This window comes from Aminobacter sp. BE322 (genome assembly GCF_050433525.1).
Taxonomy (GTDB): domain Bacteria; phylum Pseudomonadota; class Alphaproteobacteria; order Rhizobiales; family Rhizobiaceae; genus Aminobacter.
In genome coordinates this window covers 229,403-253,003 of the sequence record NZ_JBNPXB010000004.1, presented here as the reverse complement: position 1 = coordinate 253,003, position 23,601 = coordinate 229,403, and the positions used below count along the sequence as shown (strand labels likewise).

At 65.4% G+C, this 23,601-nt stretch carries 22 protein-coding genes; 12 read left to right on the top strand and 10 right to left on the bottom strand.

Features of this window, described 5'->3' with window-relative positions; all coding sequences use genetic code 11:
• The first annotated feature begins 11 nt into the window (after positions 1-11).
• The gene (gene aqpZ, locus J2X50_RS09310; protein WP_347966415.1) at positions 12-701 is read left to right on the top strand and encodes an aquaporin Z; all 690 of its coding nucleotides are present in this window, start codon (positions 12-14) and stop codon (positions 699-701) included.
• A 132-nt stretch (positions 702-833) separates the two neighbouring features.
• On the opposite strand, the gene J2X50_RS09305 is transcribed toward aqpZ, so the two are convergent.
• The 4 genes from J2X50_RS09305 to J2X50_RS09290 all read right to left on the bottom strand — a co-directional run bounded on the left by J2X50_RS09305 (position 834) and on the right by J2X50_RS09290 (position 5,713).
• Entirely contained in the window at positions 834-1,916 is a 1,083-nt protein-coding gene (locus J2X50_RS09305) for a porin (protein WP_429094185.1), read from the bottom strand.
• 697 nt (positions 1,917-2,613) lie between these two features.
• Positions 2,614-3,348: a GntR family transcriptional regulator gene (locus J2X50_RS09300; RefSeq protein ID WP_429094183.1), complete on the bottom strand. Its 735-nt coding sequence runs from the start codon at positions 3,346-3,348 to the stop codon at positions 2,614-2,616.
• 361 nt (positions 3,349-3,709) lie between these two features.
• Positions 3,710-4,432 carry a beta-ketoacyl-ACP reductase gene (locus J2X50_RS09295; protein ID WP_429094182.1) on the bottom strand — a complete coding sequence of 241 codons (723 nt, stop codon included), beginning with the start codon at positions 4,430-4,432 and terminating at the stop codon, positions 3,710-3,712.
• 96 nt (positions 4,433-4,528) lie between these two features.
• Positions 4,529-5,713 carry an acetyl-CoA C-acetyltransferase gene (locus tag J2X50_RS09290; RefSeq protein WP_429094180.1) on the bottom strand — a complete coding sequence of 395 codons (1,185 nt, stop codon included), beginning with the start codon at positions 5,711-5,713 and terminating at the stop codon, positions 4,529-4,531.
• A gap of 297 nt (positions 5,714-6,010) precedes the next feature.
• Here J2X50_RS09290 and phaR point away from each other — a divergent pair, with 297 nt between their 5' ends.
• Together phaR and J2X50_RS09280 are read left to right on the top strand one after the other, a co-directional pair.
• Positions 6,011-6,613: a polyhydroxyalkanoate synthesis repressor PhaR gene (gene phaR / locus J2X50_RS09285; protein WP_429094178.1), complete on the top strand. Its 603-nt coding sequence runs from the start codon at positions 6,011-6,013 to the stop codon at positions 6,611-6,613.
• A 233-nt stretch (positions 6,614-6,846) separates the two neighbouring features.
• A complete protein-coding gene (locus tag J2X50_RS09280; RefSeq protein WP_429094176.1) occupies positions 6,847-7,275 on the top strand; it encodes a GlcG/HbpS family heme-binding protein in 429 nt (142 codons plus the stop codon).
• Between the two features lie 44 nt (positions 7,276-7,319).
• Here the strand turns inward: J2X50_RS09280 and J2X50_RS09275 are convergent, their stop codons facing one another.
• The 3 genes from J2X50_RS09275 to mtgA form a co-directional block, all read right to left on the bottom strand.
• Positions 7,320-7,733, bottom strand: a complete 414-nt coding sequence (locus J2X50_RS09275) for a hypothetical protein (protein ID WP_347966408.1) — start codon at positions 7,731-7,733, stop codon at positions 7,320-7,322.
• A 159-nt stretch (positions 7,734-7,892) separates the two neighbouring features.
• A complete protein-coding gene (gene rpmF, locus J2X50_RS09270) occupies positions 7,893-8,075 on the bottom strand; it encodes a 50S ribosomal protein L32 (RefSeq protein ID WP_008834724.1) in 183 nt (60 codons plus the stop codon).
• Between the two features lie 155 nt (positions 8,076-8,230).
• On the bottom strand, positions 8,231-8,938 hold the full coding sequence (mtgA, locus tag J2X50_RS09265; protein WP_429094169.1) for a monofunctional biosynthetic peptidoglycan transglycosylase: 708 nt from the start codon (positions 8,936-8,938) through the stop codon (positions 8,231-8,233).
• 129 nt (positions 8,939-9,067) lie between these two features.
• Here mtgA and J2X50_RS09260 point away from each other — a divergent pair, with 129 nt between their 5' ends.
• The 4 genes from J2X50_RS09260 (at position 9,068) to J2X50_RS09245 (ending at position 13,280) form a co-directional block, all read left to right on the top strand.
• Complete coding sequence (locus J2X50_RS09260; RefSeq protein ID WP_429094167.1) at positions 9,068-9,985, top strand: polyprenyl synthetase family protein; 918 nt, start codon at positions 9,068-9,070, stop codon at positions 9,983-9,985.
• A gap of 117 nt (positions 9,986-10,102) precedes the next feature.
• Positions 10,103-12,430 (top strand): response regulator, encoded by a 2,328-nt coding sequence (locus J2X50_RS09255; RefSeq protein WP_429094165.1) that lies wholly within the window; start codon positions 10,103-10,105, stop codon positions 12,428-12,430.
• Between the two features lie 185 nt (positions 12,431-12,615).
• Positions 12,616-12,807, top strand: a complete 192-nt coding sequence (locus J2X50_RS09250; protein WP_429094163.1) for a hypothetical protein — start codon at positions 12,616-12,618, stop codon at positions 12,805-12,807.
• Between the two features lie 2 nt (positions 12,808-12,809).
• Complete coding sequence (locus J2X50_RS09245; RefSeq protein WP_429094161.1) at positions 12,810-13,280, top strand: PTS sugar transporter subunit IIA; 471 nt, start codon at positions 12,810-12,812, stop codon at positions 13,278-13,280.
• A 6-nt stretch (positions 13,281-13,286) separates the two neighbouring features.
• Here the strand turns inward: J2X50_RS09245 and J2X50_RS09240 are convergent, their stop codons facing one another.
• The 3 genes from J2X50_RS09240 to J2X50_RS09230 all read right to left on the bottom strand — a co-directional run bounded on the left by J2X50_RS09240 (position 13,287) and on the right by J2X50_RS09230 (position 16,225).
• Positions 13,287-14,138 (bottom strand): lytic transglycosylase domain-containing protein, encoded by an 852-nt coding sequence (locus tag J2X50_RS09240; protein WP_429094159.1) that lies wholly within the window; start codon positions 14,136-14,138, stop codon positions 13,287-13,289.
• A gap of 2 nt (positions 14,139-14,140) precedes the next feature.
• A complete protein-coding gene (ispG, locus tag J2X50_RS09235) occupies positions 14,141-15,394 on the bottom strand; it encodes a flavodoxin-dependent (E)-4-hydroxy-3-methylbut-2-enyl-diphosphate synthase (protein ID WP_429094157.1) in 1,254 nt (417 codons plus the stop codon).
• A gap of 99 nt (positions 15,395-15,493) precedes the next feature.
• Positions 15,494-16,225 carry a class I SAM-dependent methyltransferase gene (locus J2X50_RS09230; protein ID WP_429094155.1) on the bottom strand — a complete coding sequence of 244 codons (732 nt, stop codon included), beginning with the start codon at positions 16,223-16,225 and terminating at the stop codon, positions 15,494-15,496.
• Positions 16,226-16,338: 113 nt separating this feature from the next.
• On the opposite strand from J2X50_RS09230, the gene J2X50_RS09225 reads away from it, so the two are divergent.
• The 5 genes from J2X50_RS09225 (at position 16,339) to J2X50_RS09205 (ending at position 23,514) form a co-directional block, all read left to right on the top strand.
• Entirely contained in the window at positions 16,339-16,920 is a 582-nt protein-coding gene (locus tag J2X50_RS09225; RefSeq protein WP_429094153.1) for a hypothetical protein, read from the top strand.
• Positions 16,921-17,035: 115 nt separating this feature from the next.
• Positions 17,036-17,818, top strand: a complete 783-nt coding sequence (locus J2X50_RS09220; protein ID WP_429094151.1) for a 3-hydroxybutyrate dehydrogenase — start codon at positions 17,036-17,038, stop codon at positions 17,816-17,818.
• 28 nt (positions 17,819-17,846) lie between these two features.
• On the top strand, positions 17,847-18,965 hold the full coding sequence (locus J2X50_RS09215) for a patatin-like phospholipase family protein (protein WP_429094149.1): 1,119 nt from the start codon (positions 17,847-17,849) through the stop codon (positions 18,963-18,965).
• A gap of 256 nt (positions 18,966-19,221) precedes the next feature.
• On the top strand, positions 19,222-20,352 hold the full coding sequence (locus J2X50_RS09210) for an efflux RND transporter periplasmic adaptor subunit (protein WP_429094148.1): 1,131 nt from the start codon (positions 19,222-19,224) through the stop codon (positions 20,350-20,352).
• Between the two features lie 3 nt (positions 20,353-20,355).
• Positions 20,356-23,514, top strand: a complete 3,159-nt coding sequence (locus J2X50_RS09205) for an efflux RND transporter permease subunit (protein ID WP_429094146.1) — start codon at positions 20,356-20,358, stop codon at positions 23,512-23,514.
• Positions 23,515-23,601 lie beyond the last annotated feature (87 nt).

Sequence of the window (23,601 nt, the reverse complement as noted above, 5' to 3'; positions counted from 1 at the left end):
GGAATGACATCATGTCCAAACGTCTGCTCGCCGAGTTCCTCGGCACATTCTGGCTTGTCTTCGGCGGCTGCGGCAGCGCAGTCCTTGCGGCTGCGTTCCCCGACCTCGGCATCGGGTTTCTCGGCGTAGCGTTTGCATTCGGCCTGACCGTACTCACCATGGCCTATGCCGTGGGCGGCATTTCGGGGGGCCACTTCAATCCGGCCGTGTCGGTCGGCCTCCTGGTCGGCGGCCGTTTCGACGCCAAGGACCTGATCCCCTATGTGGTCGCCCAGGTGCTCGGCGCGATCCTGGCCTCGGCGGCGCTCTACCTAATCGTCAGCGGCAAGGCCGACTTCGCCGGCATCGGCGGCTTCGCCACCAACGGCTATGGCGATGCCTCGCCCGGCAAATACGGCCTGTCCTCGGCGCTGGTCATCGAGGTCGTGCTGACCTTCATGTTCCTGATGATCATCCTCGGCTCGACCCATGGCCGCGTACCCAAGGGTTTTGCGCCGATCGCCATCGGCCTGGCGCTGACGCTGATCCACCTGATCTCGATCCCGGTCACCAACACCTCGGTCAACCCGGCCCGCTCGACCGGCCCGGCGCTGTTCGTCGGCGGAGTGGCGCTGCAGCAGCTCTGGCTGTTCTGGGTCGCACCGATCGTCGGGGCGATCCTTGCCGGCATCACCCACAAGGCGCTGTTCGAAACGGAATGAGCGATCGCAGGCGGAATCGGCCCGAGGCCGCCCGCCGCTGACCTGTTGCCGCGCTGCCGCGTGTCGGCATCCGGCAATGAAAAAGGCCCGCAGTCTCGCGACTGCGGGCCTCTTTTTGTTCGCCAGCTTCGATTAGAACGCTGCGTCGAGACGCAGGAAGCCGCTGAACACGCCGTCGCCGTTGTTGAGGGCCTCGAAGGTGTCGCCGTCATTGTAGTTGATGGCGAGCTTGGCATCGAGGTTCTCGACGATGTTGTAGTCGACAACCGCACCGATGGCCCAGTCGTTGGCCTTGTCGCCGTCGACGGCAGTCCACGAATGCGCGTTGCCGAAGTACTGACCGCCGAAGCCGAGGGCCAGCTTCTGGTTGACCTGGTACTTCAGGTAAGCAGCAACCGACCATTCGTAGCCGAAGTAAGGCGTGCCCTCGATCTCGGGCAGGATGCCCGGAAGGCCGCTGACGCTCCAGTAGGTCGGGCCGGATTCGTAGAACGCAAGCATCTCGACGGAGAGTGCGTCGGTCGCCTTGATGGTGGCCATACCCTTGAGGGCGAACTCTTCGAAGGCGTTGTCATAGCCGGCGAACAGGGCGACCGAGCCCCAGCCCTGAGCAATCGACACCTTACCGACGACGAGCGGAACGTAGTCGTAGTTCTCCGACTCTTCTTCCAGGCTGAGCGAGACGGCAACGCCATTGCCGGCATCGTAGGTGTAGCGGATCTGGTTGATACGCTCACCGCCGCCGTTGTCGAACTCACCCGACAGGTCGCCGTCGAACAGCGTGTCGGTGTGACCGACGAGCAGGCCGCCGAGTTCGAAGAAGGCGTGACGCAGCGAGGTGCCGCTCTCGTCCGGGTTGTGGAAGACGCCGTCTTCATCGAAACCGCCGCCGCCGGCGCGGGCTTCGAATTCGATATAGCGACGGAACGTGCCGTACTCGGTTTCCGAACGGGCGTCGAACTGCAGACGAGCCTTGGCAACCTTGTTCCAGCCGTCGTCCAGATCGGTGAAGCCGATCTCGTAGCGAACGAGGCCGCCGACCTTCAGGCAGGTCTCGGTGCCGGGGATGTAGAAGAAGCCGGCGCCGTAGACGTCGCAGACGCGGACATATTCAGCGGGCTCCGGGTCAGCGACGACGACAGCGTCCGCTGCACGAGCGCCGGAGACGGCGACCAGGGCCGCAGCGGAGCCGAGAAGAAGGCTCTTAATGTTCATTTTCAATTCCTCATGTGATGCGCGGCGCCAGGCCGTTTAGATTTTCGCCATCAGAAATCTGATGCCGGAAAAAAATACATCGAAATGTATTAATTTCTAAATCGCCAATGCCTCATGAAGAGACGTCAATCAATGCAGAAATCGCATTCAGATTGGCCGCCTCATCCCACTTGATCGAGACCCGTGCCAAAAATGTCACAATTTTGAGTCGCTGAGCCAACTTTGTGCGACAGTCACGAATAGGACTTTCTAACAACATGTTTTGGCATAACTTTTTTGTGAGGTGACTTCGCGCGGCAAAAATGTTCCTGATCAAGACGACCGATTTTTGGTCTGACATCCAGTCATGTTTCCCTCAATGTAGATTGACTTCCCTGCCAATATGCATTGAGGGCGGCATGGATTCTTCCGCGCTCACGGAGCTCCCCTATGCGCCAACTCTCGTTTCTGGCTCAATGAGCCTGCATCAAGAGCCACAGGGATCATGACAAGAAGAGGATTCAGCGGCAGCGAGCGACCGCAACGCGGCCGGCACACCGCGTCAAACGTCGCCAGCCGCGACGACTGTTTCAAGACCATCTCAGATCAATCACGCGGCATCACGCGTCGAGGGCCGCTGCCCTCGCGCACTGGGCTGGGACGCCAGATGACGGTTGCCCGTATTTGCGGATGGATTGGCCGGATGAACAGGCCGAATTCAGCCTCGGCCGAGAATGGCCTTGAGGTCGACGCTGCCCGTGGCCACGGCGAAGCGCATCGACTTTCGCGCCCGCTCGATGGCGGCATTGACGGTCAGCAGGGCTTCTTCCTTCCTGCCGTCGAAGATCATCTGGTTGAGGGCAGCGGTATATTGCACGGTCGAGATGTTGCCCGTCACCCCCTGGTAGGCGGACAGCGCCAGCGCGAGCCGCGACGCCGCGCGCTCGAGTTGCGTTGCCAGCACCAGATTGCCGTAGATCAGGGCGAGCAGTATGGCGTGCTCCATGTGCAGGCGCCGGATGGTGTGAAGCTCTGCGGCCTCCGTTTCGGCCTGGACATGCAGCGCCAGTTTCCCTCGCTGCTCGGTGGTGATGATCTGCGGCTGGTCTGCCAGCTTGCCGACGATGTAGGTGCACGTCGAGCCCACCGCTTCGCACAGCTCAAGTGCATCGCGAGGCGACGGCAGGGCGACATAGGCACCACGGTTCAGGGGAAGCGAAACGGCACCTTCCTGTTCCATGATGACCAGGACTTTGCGAATGACGGTGCGGCTGACGCCGTAGATCTCGCTCATGGCGACTTCTTCGAGCTTGTCGCCCGGCCGCAGCGATTGGTTGATCACCGCATTCCACAAGTCGTTGTAGATGGTGGCTTCCGCTCCAACCAAAGGAACCACGACCAGGGCCAATGCATCCTGATCGCTGATGGCCGGGGATAGGTAGCGGGCAGGCATGCAGGCTCCTTTGGACAGCTCAGATGGAGCCTAGCCAGTAGCGGCGCGAGGGCCAAGCCTTTCCACACGTTGCCGGGCATCCGTCGTGCACCATTGCGAATGGCGCCGCCCTCACCCCGACCGCACACGTGCCCGACCTGTATTTCACGGGCCGCACGGCTTCTCCGCCTGCCCCTCCCCGTGAAGCCCACCTGCCGCCTGGAACTCCCCCCAAAGCGTCACTTGAATCGAATATCGTCCAATTCCACCAGCTATAGCGCAGAACTTGCGGCAAGCTTAAAATTTTGTTCGACACCTGCTGCGATGCAAAACGGCGCCTCACGGCGCCGTTTCACTTATTTCGCAAGCTCTGACCGGGCAATCAGACGAAATACTGCCCGCCATTGGCGGTCAGGGTCGCGCCGGTGACGAAGCCCGACTCGTCGGAGGCCAGGAACACCACGCAGCGCGCGATCTCCTCGGGTTCGCCGAGGCGGCCGACCGGGATCTGGGCGATGATCGATTCGCGCACCTTCTCGGGAACCGCCATCACCATTTCGGTGGCGATGTAGCCTGGGCAGATCACGTTGACGGTGATGCCGGCGCGCGCGCCTTCCTGCGCCAGCGCCTTGGTGAAGCCGATGTCGCCCGCCTTCGAGGCCGAATAGTTGGCCTGGCCGGCCTGGCCCTTCTGGCCGTTGATCGAGGAGATGGTGATGACGCGGCCGAACTTGCGGTCGCGCATGCCGCTCCACAGCGGATGGGTCATGTTGAAGACGCCGTGCAGGTTGGTGTCGATCACCTCGCGCCACTGCTCGCGCGTCATCTTGTGGAACATCGAGTCGCGCGTGATGCCGGCATTGTTGACCAGCACCGAGACCGGGCCGAGATCGGCCTCCACCTGCCTGATGCCGGCCTCGCACGCGTCGTAGTCGGCAACCGACCACTTGTAGACCGGAATACCGGTCTCCGCCTTGAACTTCTGCGCGGCCTCGTCGTTGCCGGCATAGTTGGCAGCGACCGAGTAGCCCGCGTTTTTCAGCGCGATCGAAATCGCGGCACCTATGCCGCGCGATCCGCCGGTGACGAGTGCGACCTTACCCATGCGTTTCCCCTTTCTGCTGCTTGGATGACTTGCCCTTGTGACGGGCACTTGAAGACGAAGAGGGCGGCACTTTGGCCGCCCTCTCGCATCTCTGATTTACATCGCCTCGACACACATCGCGACGCCCATGCCGCCGCCTATGCAGAGGGTCGCGAGACCCTTCCGCGCGCTGCGGCGGCGCATCTCGTAGACCAGCGTGTTGAAGATGCGGGCGCCCGAGGCGCCGACCGGGTGGCCGATGGCGATGGCGCCGCCGTTGACGTTCACGATCGACGGATCCCAGCCCATGTCCTTGTTGACCGCGCAGGCCTGCGCCGCGAAGGCCTCGTTGGCCTCGACCAGGTCGAGGTCGGCGACCGACCAGCCGGCCTTTTCCAGCGCCCTGCGCGAGGCCGGGATCGGGCCCGTGCCCATGATCTGCGGGTCGACGCCGGCGGTCGCCCACGAGACGATACGGACCAGCGGCGTGATGCCGCGACGGGCCGCCTCGGCTTCGGTCATCAGCACGACGGCGGCAGCACCGTCATTGATACCCGAGGCGTTGCCGGCGGTGACGGTGCCCTCCTTGTCGAAGGCCGGCCGTAGCTTGGCCACCGAATCGAGCGTGGCGCCATGGCGGATATATTCGTCCTGGTCGACGATGGTGTCGCCCTTCTTGCCCTTGATGGTGACGGGCACGATCTCGTCCTTGAACTTGCCGGCGACCTGGGCGGCTTCGGCCTTGTTCTGCGAGGCGACGGCGAACCTGTCCTGCTCTTCGCGGGTCAGCTGCCACTGGCGGGCGACGTTCTCGGCCGTGTTGCCCATGTGATAGCCGTAGAAGGCGTCGGTCAGGCCGTCCTTGATCATCGTGTCGATCATCTTGAAGTCGCCCATCTTGACGCCGCCGCGCAGATGCTGGCAGTGCGGCGCCATCGACATCGATTCCTGGCCGCCGGCGACGATGACCTTGGCGTCGCCCATGGCGATCTGCTGCATGCCGATGGCGATGGTGCGCAGGCCCGAACCGCAGAGCTGGTTGAGGCCCCAGGCGGTGGCTTCCTGCGGGATGCCGGCGGCCATGGCCGCCTGGCGGGCCGGGTTCTGGCCGGCACCTGCCGTCAGGATCTGACCGAGGATCACCTCGTCGACCTCCTTGGGATCGACGCCCGCGCGCGCCAGGGCCTCCTTGACGGCGATGGCACCGAGCTCGTGGGCCGGCGTATTGGCAAAGGCGCCATTGAACGAGCCGACCGCGGTGCGGGCCGCGCTGGCGACGACGATGGAGGACGAGGCGGACATGGTTCTCTCCAGACTTCGTGAATCGAATAGGCTTGTGAGCGTGGAAGACATTGCTCTCCCGACTTTTCTTGCCCGTTCCAGGACCCGAGTCAAACCGGAAAAAGGCGGCGCGAGGCGGATGCTGCGCTTGCGGTGCAGCAATGCTGCGCAGCAATTTTTGCCGGCATTGGCGCCGCTCGCGTTCTTGCACTGCACAAAGCGCTTGGAATTGCCGGCGCTTTGCGCTTATCCTGACACCCAGGCGAAAATGTTACCGGCTGCTTACATGGCATTCCGGTCTTCCGGGGGAGGATGCTGATGCCTGCCAAAGGCGAGCCGGTCGTTATCAAGAAATACGCCAACCGGCGTCTCTACAATACCGGCACGAGCACTTACGTGACGCTCGAAGACTTGGCCGAAATGGTCAAGAAGGGCGAGGAATTCACCGTGCAGGATGCCAAGACCGGCGAGGACATAACCCATCCGGTGCTCACCCAGATCATCTTCGAGCTGGAGAACAAGGATGGGCAGAACATGCTGCCGATCCCGTTCCTGCGGCAGCTGATCTCCTTCTATGGCGACCAGATGCAGATGGTGGTGCCGAGCTTTCTCGAGCAGTCGATGATCGCCTTCGCAAAGGAGCAGGAACGCTTCCGCGAGCAGATGAAGCAGACCTTCGGCAAGTCGCCCATGGACATGATGAAGGCGCCGCCCATGATGAAGGCGCTGGAAGAGCAGACGCGCCGCAACATGGAGCTGTTCCAGAACGCGATGCGCATGTTCACGCCCTTCCCGCCCCCCCCGGCCGGCGGCACTGCCGCCGAACCCGCCAAGAAGGAAGCGCCGGAGAAATCGGACGAGCTGAAAGAGCTCAAGGAGCAGATCGCCGCGATGCAGCGGAAGATCGATTCGATGGGATGAGCAGCCGGCCCGCCCTTCGGGCGGATCGCATTCTCCAGTCATTGCGAAGGAAGCAGGGCCGGGGTGCTGCCGGAGGCGACGGGGCCTCGTCGGGCTTACGTCGCAACTCGGTTGGTCCCGGAGTACCCGTCCCCGCCCTACCCTTTTAGGCGAGAGATATTCAACCTGACGCAGGGTTTTCCTGGGGCTGCAGAGCGTGTTTGCTGGGGCGGGCAAATCAGGAGGAACCCGCCATGACCGAACTGACGCTGGCCAAGGCCAACGCCATCATCGCCACCGCGCTCGAATTGGGCGCCCAGAAGGGCTTCAAGCCGCTGGGCGTCGCCGTTCTCGACGCCGGCGGCCATCTGCTCGCCTTCCAGCGGCAGGACGGCTCACCCTTCATCCGTGCCGAAGTCGCATCCGGCAAGGCCTATGGCGCCCTGGCCGTCGGCTCGAGTTCGCGCGCACTCGGCGCTGCGGCGGTCGAGCGGCCGCATTTCTTCCAGGGTCTGTCGGCGGTATCCGGGGGCAAGATCGTACCGGTGCCGGGCGGCGTGCTGATCCGCGACCGTGACGGCAATGTGCTCGGTGCGGTCGGCATCTCGGGCGACACGTCGGACAATGACGAGCTTGCCGCCATGGCCGGCATCGAGGCCGCCGGCTTCGTCGCCAAAGTCTAGCGTCGAAAGGGGGGCCTTCGCGCGCGCCACGAGCGCACGGCGCTTCAATCGCGGCCGAAGGTAACGTCCCGGCTGGCCGAACGGAGCGAGACCGAGAAGCCGGCCAGGACGTCGAGCAGCGAAATCACCATCAGCACGAAGAAGACCGAGTGCGCGGCTCCGCGCACCAGCAGGAACTCGACCAGGAAGGCGACGAAGACGAAGGTCGACAGGAGATGGTCGACCACCGACGCATTCGACGTGCGCGTCGCCTTGACGATTTCCACGAAGAACAGAAGCAGCGCGATGACGATCAAAAGGTCGCCGAGCGTCAGCCCGAAGACGCCGCCCGACATCATGCCCAGCGACAATATCTCCGTCGCCCAGGGATCGCCGGCGGGGCCCGTACCGAACAGCCCGGCGAGCCCGGCATTGAACAGGATGAACGGAATGATCAGGAGGGGGATGCCAGCGAGCATTGCTGCAAGGTCTCCGCGTTGCGCCGGCATCCTGTAGAATCCCGGTTCGCCCCGAGGTCAAGCGCTTTCGTCGCCCCCCGCATGCAATCGGCACGCATAAAGAAAGGACCGGCGCGTGCCGGTCCTTTCGCAATTGCGCTCGACGCGGAAAAGCTGGTCTCAGCTTTCCTTCGGCGTCAGAACCTGGCGGCCGCGATACATGCCGGTCTTCAGGTCGATGTGGTGCGGACGGCGCATTTCGCCCGAGTTCTTGTCCTCGACATAAGTCGGGGCCTTCAGGGCGTCGGCCGAGCGGCGCATGCCGCGCTTGGACGGGGAGGTTTTTCGTTTCGGAACAGCCATGGATACACTCCACTAATCGGTCAAGTGACCCTGTCCGCCCTCGTGAAAGGGCCGCATCCAAGGCCGGAATATGAGAAAGTCGGCGAGCCTATACACGGCGGAAGCCAGCTTGACCAGCCCGAACCGACTCTTTTTTCAGCCGGCGCACATGCGCCTCAGTCCAGGCACTGCACATAGGCGCCGGCGCGGGCGGCACGGCGTTCGATGACCGAGGCGAGCCGCCTGAGGCCGCCCCCCGGCCTGGCCGGGTTGCGTGCCGCGGGGTTGGGCAGCGTCACGGCGAGCAGGGCGGCCTGGCGGCGGGTGAGTTCCTTCGCCGAACGGCCGAAATAATACTGGGACGCGGCCTCGACCCCGTAGATGTTGGGCCCCCACTCGGCGATGTTGAGGTAGATTTCCATGATCCGGCGCTTCGGCATCAGCGCGTCGAAGTAGATCGCCAGCGGCAGTTCGACCACCTTCCTCAGGAACGAGCGGCCGTTCCACAGGTACAGGTTCTTCACGGTCTGCATGGGGATCGTCGAAGCGCCGCGGGTCGCCTCGCCTTCGAGCGCGTCGCTGATGACGCCCCTGAGTTCGCCGAGGTCCACGCCGCGATGTGCGCAAAACTGGCCGTCCTCCGACATGATGACCGAATGGGCCAGCACCGGGGCGATGTCGTCGAGCGGCACCCATTGCCGGTCGTATCCCTGCAGGGTGACGAGATCCTTGATCATCAGTGTCGAGATGGGACGCACGAATGGCGGCAAATAGAGGACCGTCAGGACGACGGGCAGCGCCGCCATCACGGCAACCGCCAGCGCGCCCAGCCGCACCAGGCGACGCAGGCCTCCACGCGCGAAGAACCCGCGTCGTGCTCCCATCTCCAGTCCTTCGGTTTCCGGCTCTGTGATCGGTTCCGCCAATCCGCCCGCCCCTGCCTGTCAGCCCTTTCGGCATAAAGGCGCTTGGCTTCTTGCGCAACGCCAGACTGTCCGCTACCGCTCGCCGCCATGACGATAGACGCCAATCTCATGTTCGAAACCGCGCTTCGCGAGCGTGCCGACGCCGTGGAAGGGATGCTCCGCCAGATTCTGGGCGAACGCCTCCTGCCGGGAGAGATCGACCGGCCCGAGCACCTGATGGCGGCGATGCGCCACGGCGCGCTCAACGGCGGCAAGCGGCTGCGCCCGTTCCTGGTGCTCGAAAGTGCGGCACTCTTCGATGCCGACGGCGATGCGGCGATGCGCGTCGCCACCGCGCTCGAATGCGTGCACTGCTACTCGCTGATCCATGACGACCTGCCCGCCATGGACGACGACGATGTCCGCCGCGGCCAGCCGACCGTCCACAGGGCCTTCGACGAGGCGACGGCCATTCTCGCCGGGGACGGCCTCCTGACCTATGCCTTCGACATCGTCGCCGACGAGGCGACGCAGCTTCCGCCGCAGCGCCGCGCGGCGCTGGTGCTGGCGCTCGCCCGCGCCGCCGGACCGGGCGGCATGGTGGGCGGCCAGGCGCTCGACCTCGACGCCGAGCGCAACAAGCCCGACGAGGCAGGCATCATCCGCCTGCAGGCCATGAAGACCGGCGCGCTGATCCGCTTCGCCTGCGAGGCCGGCGCGGTGATCGCCGGGGCGCCGGCCGGCGAGCGCGAACGCCTGGCGGAGTTCGGCTCGGCTGTCGGCCTCGCCTTCCAGCTGGCCGACGACCTGCTCGACCTCACCGCCGATGCCGGCACGATGGGAAAGGCAACCAACAAGGACGCCGCCGCCGGCAAGGCGACGCTGGTTGCCCTTCACGGCGCCGACTGGGCGCGCGCCCAGTTGGCGGGGCTGGTGGCGCAGGCGCACGCCCTGCTCGAGCCGTTCGGCGAACGCGCGGCGATGCTCAAGGCGGCCGCAAGTTTCGTCGCCGACCGCAACAGTTGAAACATTTCCGTCCGCCTGGACAACCTTCGCGGGTGCGCCGCGCGGGTCAGAAACTCTTAATGTTAATATTGTTTATTCCGACCCATAAAAAATGTGCGTATGTGTCAGGGGTCGCGCATGCCGGAACTATTCATCCGCTCCGTACGGATCAGATATCTTACTGGCCTTCTGATCTTCGCCCTCACATCCGCCGCCGTCATGTACGCCTTCAGCCAGGGCAATGCCTTCCGCCGCGAGGTCGACACCATTGCCGCTGACCTGCTGGCCTTTTCGCGCGAACTGCGCAACGCGACGGCCTTTGCCGAGACGACCACGACTGCCTGGCGCGCCGACACGCGTGACTCGCTGGCAAGCGCGGCACGCAACCATGCGGCACGGCTGAATTCCGGTATCGAGTCCCTGACCGGCGCGATCCTGAGGGTGCGCCCCAGCCTGTCGAAAAAATCCCTGACCGAACTCGACAGCGCATCTGTCAACGGCGACCTGTTCTGGTCGGCGCGCGACATCGTACGCAATCTGGGCGCGCTGGCCGCCGCCCAAAGCTCGGACGAATGGAGCTATCGCGAGATCCGCAACCAGAACGACCTTTTCGCCCAGCCCATGCTGGTGCGGGCGCGCGGCGCGATGGAAGCGGAACGTCGCACGGCCGAAGCCCGCAGCGACAAGCTGCTGATGACGGCGAGCGCCCTGATGATGCTGGTGATCGGCGGCGTTGCCGTCTGGATATTCCGGCCGATGGAGCACGCCATTCGCCGCGCCTTCGCCGAAAGCGCGGCATCGCTGGCCAAGGCCGAAGCCGCCGACCGCGCCAAGTCGGAATTCCTCGCCAATATGAGCCACGAGATCCGCACCCCGATGAACGGCGTGCTCGGCATGGCGGAGCTTCTGGCCCGGACCGAGCTTACGCCGCGCCAGAGGACCTTCACCGACGTCATCGTCAAGTCGGGCAACGCGCTTCTGACCATCATCAACGACGTGCTCGACTTCTCGAAGATCAATGCCGGGCAGCTGACGCTCGACGTCGCCCCGTTCCATATCGGCGAGGCGGTCGAGGACGTGGCCACGCTGATGTCGGCGCGCGTCGCCGAAAAGAACCTGGAGCTGATCGTCCGCATCGACCCGCGGCTGCCGACCCACGTCGTCGGCGACGCCGGCCGCTTCCGCCAGATCGTCACCAACATGGTGGGAAACGCGGTCAAGTTCACCGAGCGCGGCCATGTCCTGGTCGACGTCTCGGGCGAGCTGGTGGCCGACACGGTCGTGCTCAAGGTCCGCGTCGAGGACACCGGCATCGGCATCCCCGCCGACAAGCTGCAAAGCGTGTTCGAGAAGTTCGCCCAGGTCGACGGCAGCTCGACCAGGCGCCATGAGGGCACCGGCCTGGGACTCGCGATCGCGGCCCGCCTGGTGGACCTGATGGGCGGCCATATCGGCGTCGAGAGCGAACTCGGCAAGGGATCGGCGTTCTGGTTCACCGCCGTGCTGCCCGCCCATGCGGCGCAGGACAGCGGCGACGGCGTGCCGGTCGACGTCACCGGCGCACGCGTGCTGGTCATCGACGACAATCCGGTCAATCGCGAGATCCTGCTCGAGCAGCTCAGAAGCTGGAGCTTCGACTGTGCGGCCGCCGAAAGCGGCGCCATGGGGCTGGCCTTCCTCGACAGGGCGGCCCAGCTCGGCGCCAGCGTCGACTGCATCATCCTCGACTACCAGATGCCGGGCATGAACGGTGCCGACGTGGCCAAGGCGATCGCCTCCGACAGCAGGACTTCTTCGATCCCCGTCGTGCTTCTGACTTCGGTCGACCAGGTCGACTTCAGCCGAATGGTGCTCGATTTCGGCATCGCCGCCCACCTCACCAAGCCGGCGCGCTCGGCCGTGCTGCTCGGCACTGTCATCGCCGCCGTCCAGAAGGCACGCGCACGGACCGGGCGGACGTTGTTCCGGCGCGAACCCGCCAGGCAGGAACCGCAGCCGGCCTTCACCGTCATCCGCGGGCCGGTGCAGCCGCCGCTCGCCCCACCCGCGGTGGCCCCGCTGCAGGGCGGCACGCTCGACGTGCTGGTGGCCGAGGACAACGAGGTCAACCAACTGGTCTTCGGTCAGATCCTTTCCGGGCTCGGCCTCAGCCATCGCATCGCCGGCAACGGCCGCACGGCGGTCGAGATGTACCGCACGTTCAGGCCGAAACTGATCCTGATGGACGTCTCGATGCCCGAGATGAACGGCTACGAGGCGACACGCGCCATCCGCACCGAGGAATCAGCCGGCGGCACGCGCACGCCGATCATCGGCGTCACCGCCCATGCGCTCAAGGGCGACAGGGAGAAATGCCTCGACGCCGGCATGGACGACTACCTGCCCAAGCCCGTGTCCCCGGACAAGCTGGGCGCGAAGATCGGCACCTGGCTGAGCGAGAGCGCCGAACTGGTCCGCTCCGCCTGACAGGCCGGGGACCGGAACCCGGCAACGGCAGCCTGCCTGCCCCACCCTCGCCGGTGTGGCAGCACATATGACTTCCTTATTTCTTTGCCGTCCGGCCTGTCTCGAATCCTGATGCGCTCGCTTCTAGCTTCCCGGAGCGACTGGATGCGGCACGGCCGCCCGGCGCATAGCAAAGGAAGACTGCGATGCTGCGCACTCATCTGCCGCACCGGATGGCCGGTGCCGACATGCCCGAAACGACCACCCGTCCCGCCAGAAAACCGGCGAACGACCACGCGCCGATAGCCCAGACCGAGCCATTCATGTTCACGCGGCTCTTCTTCGTCACCGGCGTGCTGCTCGGCGGACTGGCGCTCGCCAGCATGCTGTCCACCTGACCATGGATATTTGCGACGTGATCTCGGTCGAGGACGTGGTCCTCGACCTTAGACCGGAAGGCAAGACGCGGCTGCTCAAGGATCTCGCCGTGCTTGCCTCTCGGCGCGTCGGCATTCAGGCCGGCGAGATCGTCTCGGTACTGTCGGCGCGCGAGAAGCTGGGCTCGACCGGGCTCGGCCTCGGCGTCGCCATTCCGCATGCCAAGATGCGCGGGCTCAAGCGGCCGTTCGGACTGTTCGCCCGGCTGGACGCGCCCTGCCCGTTCGAGGCGATCGACGGCCAGGCCGTCGACCTGGTCGTGCTGCTGCTGATGCCCGAGGCCTCGCCCCAGGAACATCTCAACGTGCTGGCAAGGATCGCTCGCCTGCTGCGCGACGGTGAAGCTGTCGCAGGGCTGCGCAAGGCAGCCGATGCCGAAAGCCTCTATCGCCTGCTCACGGAGGGGAAAATCCGGCAGGCCGCGGTGGCATGAGCGGGCTCAGCGGTTCCTGACGACGATGCAGGAACCGCCGCTGCCGCGCAGCTTCCGGCAGATGTCGCCCGCCTCGCCGCGATCGTCGGCGCCGATCCTCACCGCATAGACCCCGCGCCGGCCCATCGGCGTGCGGACGCGGCTGACCACGGGGTCGTAGTCGGCCAGCGCCGGGAATCGCCCCTTGAGCCGCTGCCATTGCTTGATCGCCGCGGCGCGGCGGAAATTGCCGGCGACCTGGATGCCCCAGGGCTTCACATGCACGCTGGCCATGGCGACGGTCGCCGCCATGATGACCGGCAGGTTGCGGCAGGCATCCATGAAGGGTGCCTTCGGATCGAGCGGCCGGTTGATGCCGGCATGGGCCCGGTCGGAAAAATTGTCGGCGGGCTCGCCCATGATGTCGAGCACGTAGTCCTCGGTCTCGAGCGGCAGGAAACCGCCGGAGGAAAGCCAGCGCGCGACGCGGTTCTCGCCGGCATTGTAGGCTGCCGCCGCCAGGCCGAGATTGCCGAAGCCGGCCTTGAGTTCGCCCAGATAGCGGGCCGACGCGGGGATGGCCTGCTCGATGTCGAAGGGGTCGGCCAGACCGCGCATGGCCGCGGTGCCGGGCATGAACTGGGCGATGCCCTCGGCGCCCGCCGGGCTGACCGCACCGGGGTCGAAGCGGCTCTCCTTCCAGATCAGTCGGGCGAAGAACTCGCTCGGCAGGCCTTGGCGCCGGGCGTGGGTATCGATCAGGTCGCAGACGCGGGCGACATGATCCCGCTTGCGGGAGCGCGGCGGATCGGCGAGTGCTGGCGCAGCAAGCGCCAGCGTGACGAGGCAAGCCAGCCCTGCCCCAGCCAGGCGCCGCATTGCTATTCGGCTGCGGCCCTGCCGCCGCGCCCGAAGCGCTGGTCGATGTAGTCGGCGACCATCTTCTCGAAATCGGCGGCGATCGAGGGGCCGCGCAGGGTGGCAGCCTTCTTGCCGTCGATGAAGACCGGCGCCGACGGCGTTTCGCCGGTACCGGGCAGCGAGATGCCGATGTCGGCATGCTTGGATTCGCCGGGGCCGTTGACGATGCAGCCCATGACCGCGACCTTCAGCTCTTCCACGCCCGGATATTTCTCGCGCCACACCGGCATGTTCTTGCGCAGGTCTTCCTGGATGGTCTGGGCCAGTTCCTGGAACACGGTCGACGTCGTCCGCCCGCAGCCGGGGCAGGCCGCCACGATCGGCACGAACTGGCGGAAGCCCATGGTCTGGAGCAGTTCCTGCGCCACCTGCACCTCGCGGGTGCGGTCGCCGTTGGGCTCCGGTGTCAGCGAGATGCGGATGGTGTCGCCGATGCCCTGCTGCAGGAGGATGCCCATGGCCGCCGAGGAGGCAACGATGCCCTTGGAGCCCATGCCTGCCTCGGTGAGGCCGAGATGCAAGGCATGGTCGGAGCGGGTGGCGAGCATGGTGTAGACCGCGATCAGGTCCTGCACCTGGCTGACCTTGGCCGACAGGATGATCTTGTCGCGCGAAAGCCCGATCTCTTCGGCGAGATCGGCCGAGAGCAGCGCCGACTGCACGATCGCCTCGCGCATCACCTGGTTGGCGGTGAGCGGCGAGCCGTTCTCCTGGTTCTGGTCCATCAGCCGGGTGAGCAGCTCCTGGTCGAGCGAGCCCCAGTTAACGCCGATGCGCACCGGCTTGTCGTGGCGGATCGCCATCTCGACGATGTCGGCGAACTGCTTGTCCTTCTTGTCCTTGAAGCCGACATTGCCCGGATTGATGCGGTATTTGGCCAGCGCTTCGGCGCAGGCCGGATGATCGGCGAGAAGCTTGTGGCCGATATAGTGGAAATCGCCGACGAGCGGCACGTTGATGCCGACCCGCGCCAGGCGGTCGCGGATGTGCGGCACGGCCGCCGCACTCTCGTCCCGATCGACGGTGATGCGCACGATCTCCGATCCGGCGCGATGCAGCGCCGCCACCTGGGCGACCGTCTTGTCGATGTCGGCGGTGTCGGTGTTGGTCATCGACTGCACCACGACGGGTGCGGAGCCGCCGACGCTCACGCCGCCGACATCGACGGCAACCGACTTGCGACGGGGAAAGGGGGAAGAAAAGTAGCCGGACATGGACGGCCTTTTATCTCGAGACATTCGCGACTGAGGTGGCGCGCGCGGTGCGCGATGTCAATATCGTAGCTGGTCGCGCCCGCCAAGTGACAAGCAACGCTAGCCGGCGACGACGATGAGTTCGGGGCTGGTCCGCAGCACGGGCGACCGGTCCCAGTCGCCGTACCACTCCACCCTGGCGAAGCCCGCTTCGGCGAGCAGCGCCGCCAGTTGGTCCCGCTCGACGAACCGCAGGACGCTCGGCGCCACGACCTTGTCGCCGCCGCCGAAGTCGAAATGGGTCTCGTAGCGGACGAGTTGGCCATGGACGGCGGTGACGTCATAGTGGACCTCGACCCGGCCGATGCCGGCCACTTCGACGGTCGAGGCGGTTTCGGCAGGCGTCCACCCTTCCCAGTCGCGGGCCGCGGGATTGCGCGTTTCGAAGACGAGGCGGCCGTTGGACGCAAGGTGCCGGCGCAGGTTGCGAAGGACCGCGACGATCGCTTCGTCGGCCAGGAAGACCTGGAAGACATGGCCGGTCATGAAGATCCGGTCGAAACGTGCCGGGACATCCAGGCTTGCAGCGTCGCTTTCGACCCAGTCGACCTCGTCGCCGCCGGCGCGGCTGCGGGCGACGGCCATCATGCCGGCGGCCGGGTCAGCCCCGGTAACCCGGTGGCCGCGCCGCGCCAGTTCGACGGCGAGCGCTCCGGTGCCGCAGCCCATGTCGAGAATGACCTTCGGCTCGCTTCCCGCCATATCGAGATAGAAGGCCGTGTCCGCGCCGGCGGGATTGAGCGCATCGTAGACGGCGGCAAGGCGGGGATCTGAGTAGCTGATGTCCGGCATGGCCGCGATGAGTGGCCAACCGCATCCTCGATGTCAATCGAGGCGCCCGGTCTGCGCAGCCTGCTTAACAGGCGCAACGGTTGCGCTATCATCAGGGTTCCAGGGGGGATGCCATGAACAAGTTTCGCAACTGCGCAGCCACGCTCGCCTTGCTGTCCGGCCTGTTCCAGGCCGCCGAATTGGCCGCCCAGCCCGTCGAGCCCGGCAAGGAAGGCGAACTCGCCAGCTTCGCGCCACCGACCGCCGGCGCGCGTGCCTGCTTCCGGCGGCAATATGACCAAGCTCATCTCGGCGCCCATCCGAGACAGCAGGTCACGGAGATGGAGTTCCGCATCGCCTACTACATCCACGAACCGGACGAGTTTTCGCCCAAGGGCCAGCGCAACTACTATTTTGAGATCCTGGCCAAGCTGCGCGGCCAGAAGCAGTCCCTGACGGCGATGGGCGAATGCACGAACGCCGAGGGCGGGGACATCTTCTGCGGCGTCGAATGCGACGGCGGCGGCGTCAACGTCAAACGTACGGACGGTGGCAAGGTTCTGGTCGATCTCGAAAGTTTGGGCCGCCTGCGCATGACGCTCGGCTGCGGCGAGGACGAGGCGGATTCAATCGAGCTGACGCCGGGCAAGGACGACAAGCGGCTCCTGCTGTCGCGCCTGCCGGATGCCGAGTGCCCGGCCTACGACAGCTGGTAGAAATTCGCGAACCCCCACGACGATTTCACGAAAGCGTGCGCCTGCGGTGCTTTTATTGCGCCGCACAGGACATATATGTTGCAGCGCAACATCAAACGACCTGGAAGGACTTCAAATGAGCACGCGCAAGACCGCCATCGTCACCGGCTCGACCTCGGGCATCGGCCTCGCCATCGCCGAGGCATTTGCGAGGCAAGGCCTGAACGTGGTCATCAACTCCTTCTCCGACACGCCCGCCGACCACGCGCTTGCCGAAAAGCTCTCCAGGGAGCACAAGGCCGAAGTCGTCTACATCCGGGCCGACATGTCCAAGGCCGCGGAATGCCGCGCACTGGTCGCCAAGGCAGAAAAGGAATTCGGATCGGTCGACGTCCTGGTCAACAACGCCGGCATCCAGCACGTCGCGCCGGTCGAGGAGTTCCCGATCGACAAGTGGGATGCGATCATCGCCATCAACCTGACCTCGGCCTTCCACACCATCGCCGCAGCCATCCCGCTGATGAAGAAGCGCGGCGGCGGCCGCATCATCAACGTCGCGTCGGCCCATGGCCTCGTCGCCTCGCCCTACAAGTCCGCCTATGTCTCGGCCAAGCATGGCATCATGGGCCTGACCAAGACCGTGGCGCTGGAAGTGGCGCGCGAGAACATCACCTGCAACGCGATCTGCCCGGGCTACGTGCTGACCCCGCTGGTCGAGGCGCAGATCCCCGACCAGATGAAGGCGCACGACATGGACCGCGACACCGTGGTTCGCGAGGTCATGCTGGACCGCCAGCCGACCAAGGAATTCGTGACGGTCGAGCAGGTCGCGGCCACCGCCGTCTTCCTCGCCTCGCCGGCTGCGGCACAGATCAACGGCACGAACATCTCGGTCGACGGCGGCTGGACCGCGCAATAATCGATCGGGCCAAAGACTGGACGAACGCATGAACGGCAACGGCAAGGCGGATCAAACCAAGCCGATCAACGTCGCGCTGCAGGGCGGAGGCTCGCACGGAGCCTTCTCCTGGGGCGTGCTCGATCGGCTGCTCGAGGACGGCAGGCTCGACATCAGGGCCGTGTCGGGGACCAGCGCGGGCGCGATGAACGCCGTCGCCCTCGCCGATGGCTGGGTACGCGGCGGGCGCGACGGCGCCCGCCAGAAGCTCGAGGATTTCTGGCGGGCGGTCGCGCGCAAGGGCCGCTTCAGCCCGGTCCAGCGCTCGCCCTGGGACGTGCTGTGGGGCAACTGGTCGATCGAGAACACGCCCGGCTACATCTGGTTCGACACCATGTCGCGGGTATTCTCGCCCTATCTCGCCAATCCGATGAATCTCAACCCGTTGCGCGACGTGGTGGCCGAGGAGATCGACTTCGGCAACGTCCGCGCCTGCACGGCGATCGACCTGTTCATCTCGGCGACCAATGTGGAGACGGGCCAGTTGCGCGTCTTCAGCGACGGCGAGATCGATCTCGACACGGTGATGGCCTCGGCCTGCCTGCCGCAGATATTCCAGGCGGTCGAGATCAAGGGCGTGCCCTATTGGGACGGGGGCTATGGCGGCAATCCGGCGATCTATCCCTTCTTCAAGGCCAATGACACCGAGGACGTGCTGCTCGTCCAGATCAACCCGGTGGTGCGCGAGCAGACGCCTCGAACCGCCAACGAGATCCAGAACCGCATCGACGAGATCACCTTCAATGCCGGCCTGCTGCGTGAATTCCGGGCGATCGCCTTCGTCAAGGAACTGATCGCCGTCGGGCGCCTGCCGCATGGCGAATTCCGCGACATCCGCATGCATCGCATCGATGCCGACGAAGCCTTCAAGGATCTTTCCGCCTCCTCGAAGATAAACGCCGAATGGGCGTTCCTCGAATACTTGCGCGATCTCGGCAGGGACGCTGCGAGCGACTGGCTCGAAGACAACTTTGATTCGGTGGGCAAGACGGCTACGCTCGATCTGTCGGGCGAGCTCGACGACGGCTACAAGCCGATGCGCGGCCCGACGATGGGGCGGCGGGTGCGCGAATTTTTGGCAACGCGACCCAAGCCGGCGGCGGCCTGACGGCACAACCAGACCGCGAAACCGCCGTTTCGCGCCAATCCGGCGGCCGCGCGCTGACAACTCCTGCCAGTTTTGTCAGCATGATCTTTCCATTACTTTTTCTGACTATTTTGCGTTGCACATTTGTTGTAGAAGACGGCGCTTCCGTCACTCTGCCCCCATGACGGATTGAACGCGGTGTGGCACGCCCCCATATCGGGTCGACGTGCCAAGCAAGATGGCGGTGAGCCGCAGCCGTCCCTAACGGATAGCGACGATGTCGAAGATTAGGTTCCATAAGCTTGCAGCCTTGGTCGTGCTCGTCGGCTTCGCGGCCTGGATGGGCACCGGCAAATTCTCCTCGGTGGGCAGCGCACAGACGGCGCCCGAACAGAAGCCGGCCCAGGCCGAGCAGCCCAAGGCTCCGCCGCGCCAGGTTGCGGTAATTGCGCCGCCGCGCGTCAATCACGCCCGTGCCATCCGCCTGTCGGGGCAGACCGAAGCGGACAAGCGGGCCACGCTCGCCACCCGCGCCGCCGGCATCATTGCCGAATTGCCCGTCAAACAGGGCGACCACATCAAGCAGGGCGACCTCATCCTGATGCTGGACGCGGAGGAGAAGGCCGCGGCCGTCGACACGGCGAAGGCCGTGCTCGACCAGCGCAAGGCCGAATGGGAAGCGGCGCAGAAGCTCACCAAGACCGGCTCGGTGGCCAAACTGCAGGCGGACAGCGCCTGGTCGAACTACCAGACCGCGCTTTCCCAGCAGCAGGCGGCCGAAGCCGAGCTCGCGCGCAACCAGGTCAAGGCGCCGTTCGACGGCGTCGTCGACCGCGTCAAGGTCGAGCTCGGAAGCTCGGTGATGCAGGGCGCCGAAATCGCCACCATCCTCAGCCTCGATCCGATCCTGGCCAAGGGCGAGATCAGCGAGCGCGACCTGCGCTACATCAAGATCGGCGACGAAGCCGAGGTGCAGCTGGTCAACGGCGACGTGGTGAAGGGCAAGCTGCGCTATGTCAGCCGCGACGCCACCGCCCAGACCCGCACCTTCCCGGTCGAGATCGCGATCCCCAACTCCGACGGCACGATCCCGGCCGGCATGACCGCCGAGATCACCATTCGCGCCAAGCCGGTCGATGCCGTGATGCTGCCGCGTTCGGTGGTGACATTGGGCGAGAACGGCGATCTCGGGATTCGCGCCGTCGACAGCGCCTCGAAGGTGGTGTTCTTCCCGATCGACCTCGTGGACGACACGCAGAAGGGCCTCTTGCTCGGCGGCATTCCGGCCGACGCACGGATCATCGTCGCCGGCCAGGACCTGGTCAGGGAAGGCGACGAGGTGCAGGCGCAGCCCGCCAACGAGGCGATGGTCAAGAAGCTCGTCGTAGACGCAACCGGGACCCAGTGACCCATGGATATCGTCAAGCTTGCGATCCGCAATTCGCGGCTGACCCTATCGGTACTGATATTCCTGGTGATCGCCGGTACGCTCGCGTACCGCGCGGTCCCCAAGGAAGCCGAGCCGGACGTCGCCATTCCGATCATGTATGTGAGCCTCGTCTATCAGGGCATCTCCCCTGAGGACGCCGAACGGCTGTTGCTGCGCCCCGTCGAATCCCAGCTCAAGAGCCTGAAAGGGCTCAAGGAGATGAAGTCGAACGCCTATCAGGGCGGCGCCAACGTCATCGTCGAGTTCGACCCGTCGGTGGACCTGGGCGACGCGCTGATCGACACGCGCAACAAGGTGCAGGACGCCAAGCGCGACCTGCCGGCCGGCGTCGAGGAACCGACCGTCAACGAGGTCAACCTCTCGGAGTTCCCGGTCCTCGTCGTCACGCTTTCCGGTGACGTGCCGGAACGCGCGCTGACTGCAGCGGCCAAGCAGCTGCGTGACCAGATCGAGGAAGTGCCCGGCGTGCTGGAAGGTACGCTGCAGGGCTCGCGCGACGAACTCGTCGAAGCGATCATCGACCCGGTCAAGCTGTCGTCCTACGGGCTGCAGCTCGACCAGATGATCCAGGGCATCGGGCAGTCCAACAGTCTCGTCGCCGCCGGCGCGATCGAGGGCAGCGAAGGCAAGTACGCAGTCAAGGTGCCGGCCCTGATCGAAACGCCCGAGGACGTGGCGCGGCTGCCCGTCGTCGCGACGCCGAACGCGGTTGTGCGCGTGCAGGACCTGGCGACCGTCCGCTCGACCTTCAAGGACGCCGAGACCATCACCCGTCTCGACGGCAAGCCGGCGATCGCGATCGAGGTCAAGAAGCGCATCGGCGCCAACATCGTCGAGACCATCGAAGGCGCCAAGGCGGTCGCGGATGCGTTCGTGAAGAACGCCCCGCCGGGGCTGAAGGTCACCTACACCCAGGACAAGTCGGTCTTCGTCAACCAGCTTCTATCCGACCTCCAGAACCACGTGCTGATCGCGGTCATCCTGGTCTTCATCGTCATCCTCTACGCGCTGTCGGGCAGGGCATCGCTGCTGATCGGCCTCGCCATCCCGTCATCGTTCCTGATGGGCATCCTGGCGCTGGCGCTGATGGGCTACACGATCAACATGATCGTGCTGTTCAGCCTGATCCTGGCGGTCGGCATGCTGGTGGACGACGCCATCATCGTGACCGAGTTCGCCGAACGCCGCATGTCCGAGGGCATGCCCAAGGAGGAAGCGTTCGAACTGGCCGCCAAGCGCATGGCCGGCCCGGTGATCGCCGCCACCATGACCCGCATCGCCGCCTTTTCGCCGCTGCTGTTCTGGCCCGGCATCATCGGCGACTTCATGAAGTACCTGCCGATCACGCTGATCGTCACGCTGGCGGCGTCGATGGCCTATGCGCTGATCTTCGCACCCACGCTCGGAGCGATCTTCGCCAAGGCTCCGGTCCATGAGGAGGAGCATCTCAAGGACGGCGCCTATATGGCCGTCGTCAAGAAGGCCGTGCACTATCCGATCACGGCGCTGGTGCTCACCCTCGCGCTGCTCGCCGGCGGCTTCTATTCCTACGTGAAGTTCGGCAACGGCGTGGAGTTCTTCCCGACGGTCGAGCCGGACTACGGCCTGCTCTACGTGCACGCACGCGGCAACCTCTCGCTCGACGAGATGGACGCCGCCACGCGCGAGGCCGAGAACCGGATCCTCGGCTGGCCAGGCATCAAGTCGGTCTATACCCGCTCCGGCAAGTCGCGCGGCGGCCAGGACATTCCCGAGGACGTCGTCGGCGTGATCCAGTACGAGTTCATCGACTGGCGCGAACGCAAGTCGGCGCATGTCATCCTCGACGAGCTGCGCACGGTGATGGCCGGCATCCCTGGCGTCGACGTCGAGGTGCGCGTGCCCGACGCGGGCCCGCCCAGCGGCAAGGCGATCCAGGTGCAGCTGTCGGCCGTCGACCCGACCGGGCTCAACGACTACGCCAAGAAGGTCGCGGCGGCCGTCACCAAGGTGCCCGGCGTCATCGACGTCTCCGACGGCCTGCCCCCTCCCGGCATCGACTGGGCGCTCGAGGTCGACCGCTCGAAGGCCGCGCAGTACGGGGTCAGCCCGACGGCGGTCGGCACTGTGGTCCAGCTGGTCACCACGGGCCTCAAGCTCACCGACTATCGTCCGGCCGGCGCCGACGACGCAGTCGACATCAGGCTGCGGCTGCCGGAAGACCGCCGCACGCTTTCGGCGCTCGACCAGCTGCGCATCGTCACCCCGCAAGGTTCGGTGCCGATCTCGAACTTCGTGTCGCGCAAGCCCGAGCCCACGGTCGGCGTGCTGAACCGCATCGACGGCAAGCGCACGATCACCATTTCGGGCAACGTCGCTTCCGGCTTCCAGGTCGCGGCAGTCCAGGGCGAGGTCAGCCAGGTCGTCAAGGACATGGCGCAGCCCGGCATCGACTGGAAGCTGGCCGGCTCCAACGAGGACAGCGCCGAAGCCAGCGCCTTCCTGAGCAACGCCTTCGGCGCGGCGATCTTCCTGATCTTCATCGTGCTGCTCGCGCAGTTCAACAAGTTCACCAGCGTGGTGCTGGTGCTGACCTGCGTGGTGATGGCAACCGTCGGCGCACTGCTCGGCATGCTGCTCACCGGCCAGGCCTTCGTGATCGTCATGTCGGGCATCGGCATGATCGCGCTGGCCGGCGTCGTGGTGAACAACAACATCGTGCTGATCGACACCTATGACCGCTTGCGCGATGAAGGCTGGAGCAAGCTCGACGCCGTGCTGCAGACCTGCCGCGAGCGTGCCCGGCCGGTGGTGCTGACGGCCCTGTCGGCGATCCTGGGCGTGGCGCCGATCGCCTTCGGCCTCGGCCTGGAGATATTCCACCAGGAAACGACCATCAACGCGCCCTCGACCCAGTGGTGGATCGCGCTGTCGTCGGCCATCGTGTTCGGCCTGTCCTTCGCCACCGTGCTGACGCTGGTGGTGACGCCGGCGATGCTGATGGTGTTCACGCGCGAAAAGCGCAAGCCGGGCCAGCGCGGCTGGATCAGCCGGCTGTTCCGCCGCGGCAAGAAGCAGGAAGAGCAGGCCGCACCGGCGGCAGGCGAACCCGCCACGGCATTTCCGAAGGCTGCCGAGTAGGCACGCCGACGGCCCCCCACAAGAAGGCCGCCCGGAACGCCCGGGCGGCCTTTTGCGTTCAACCCTCGACGCAATCACAAGACGAGG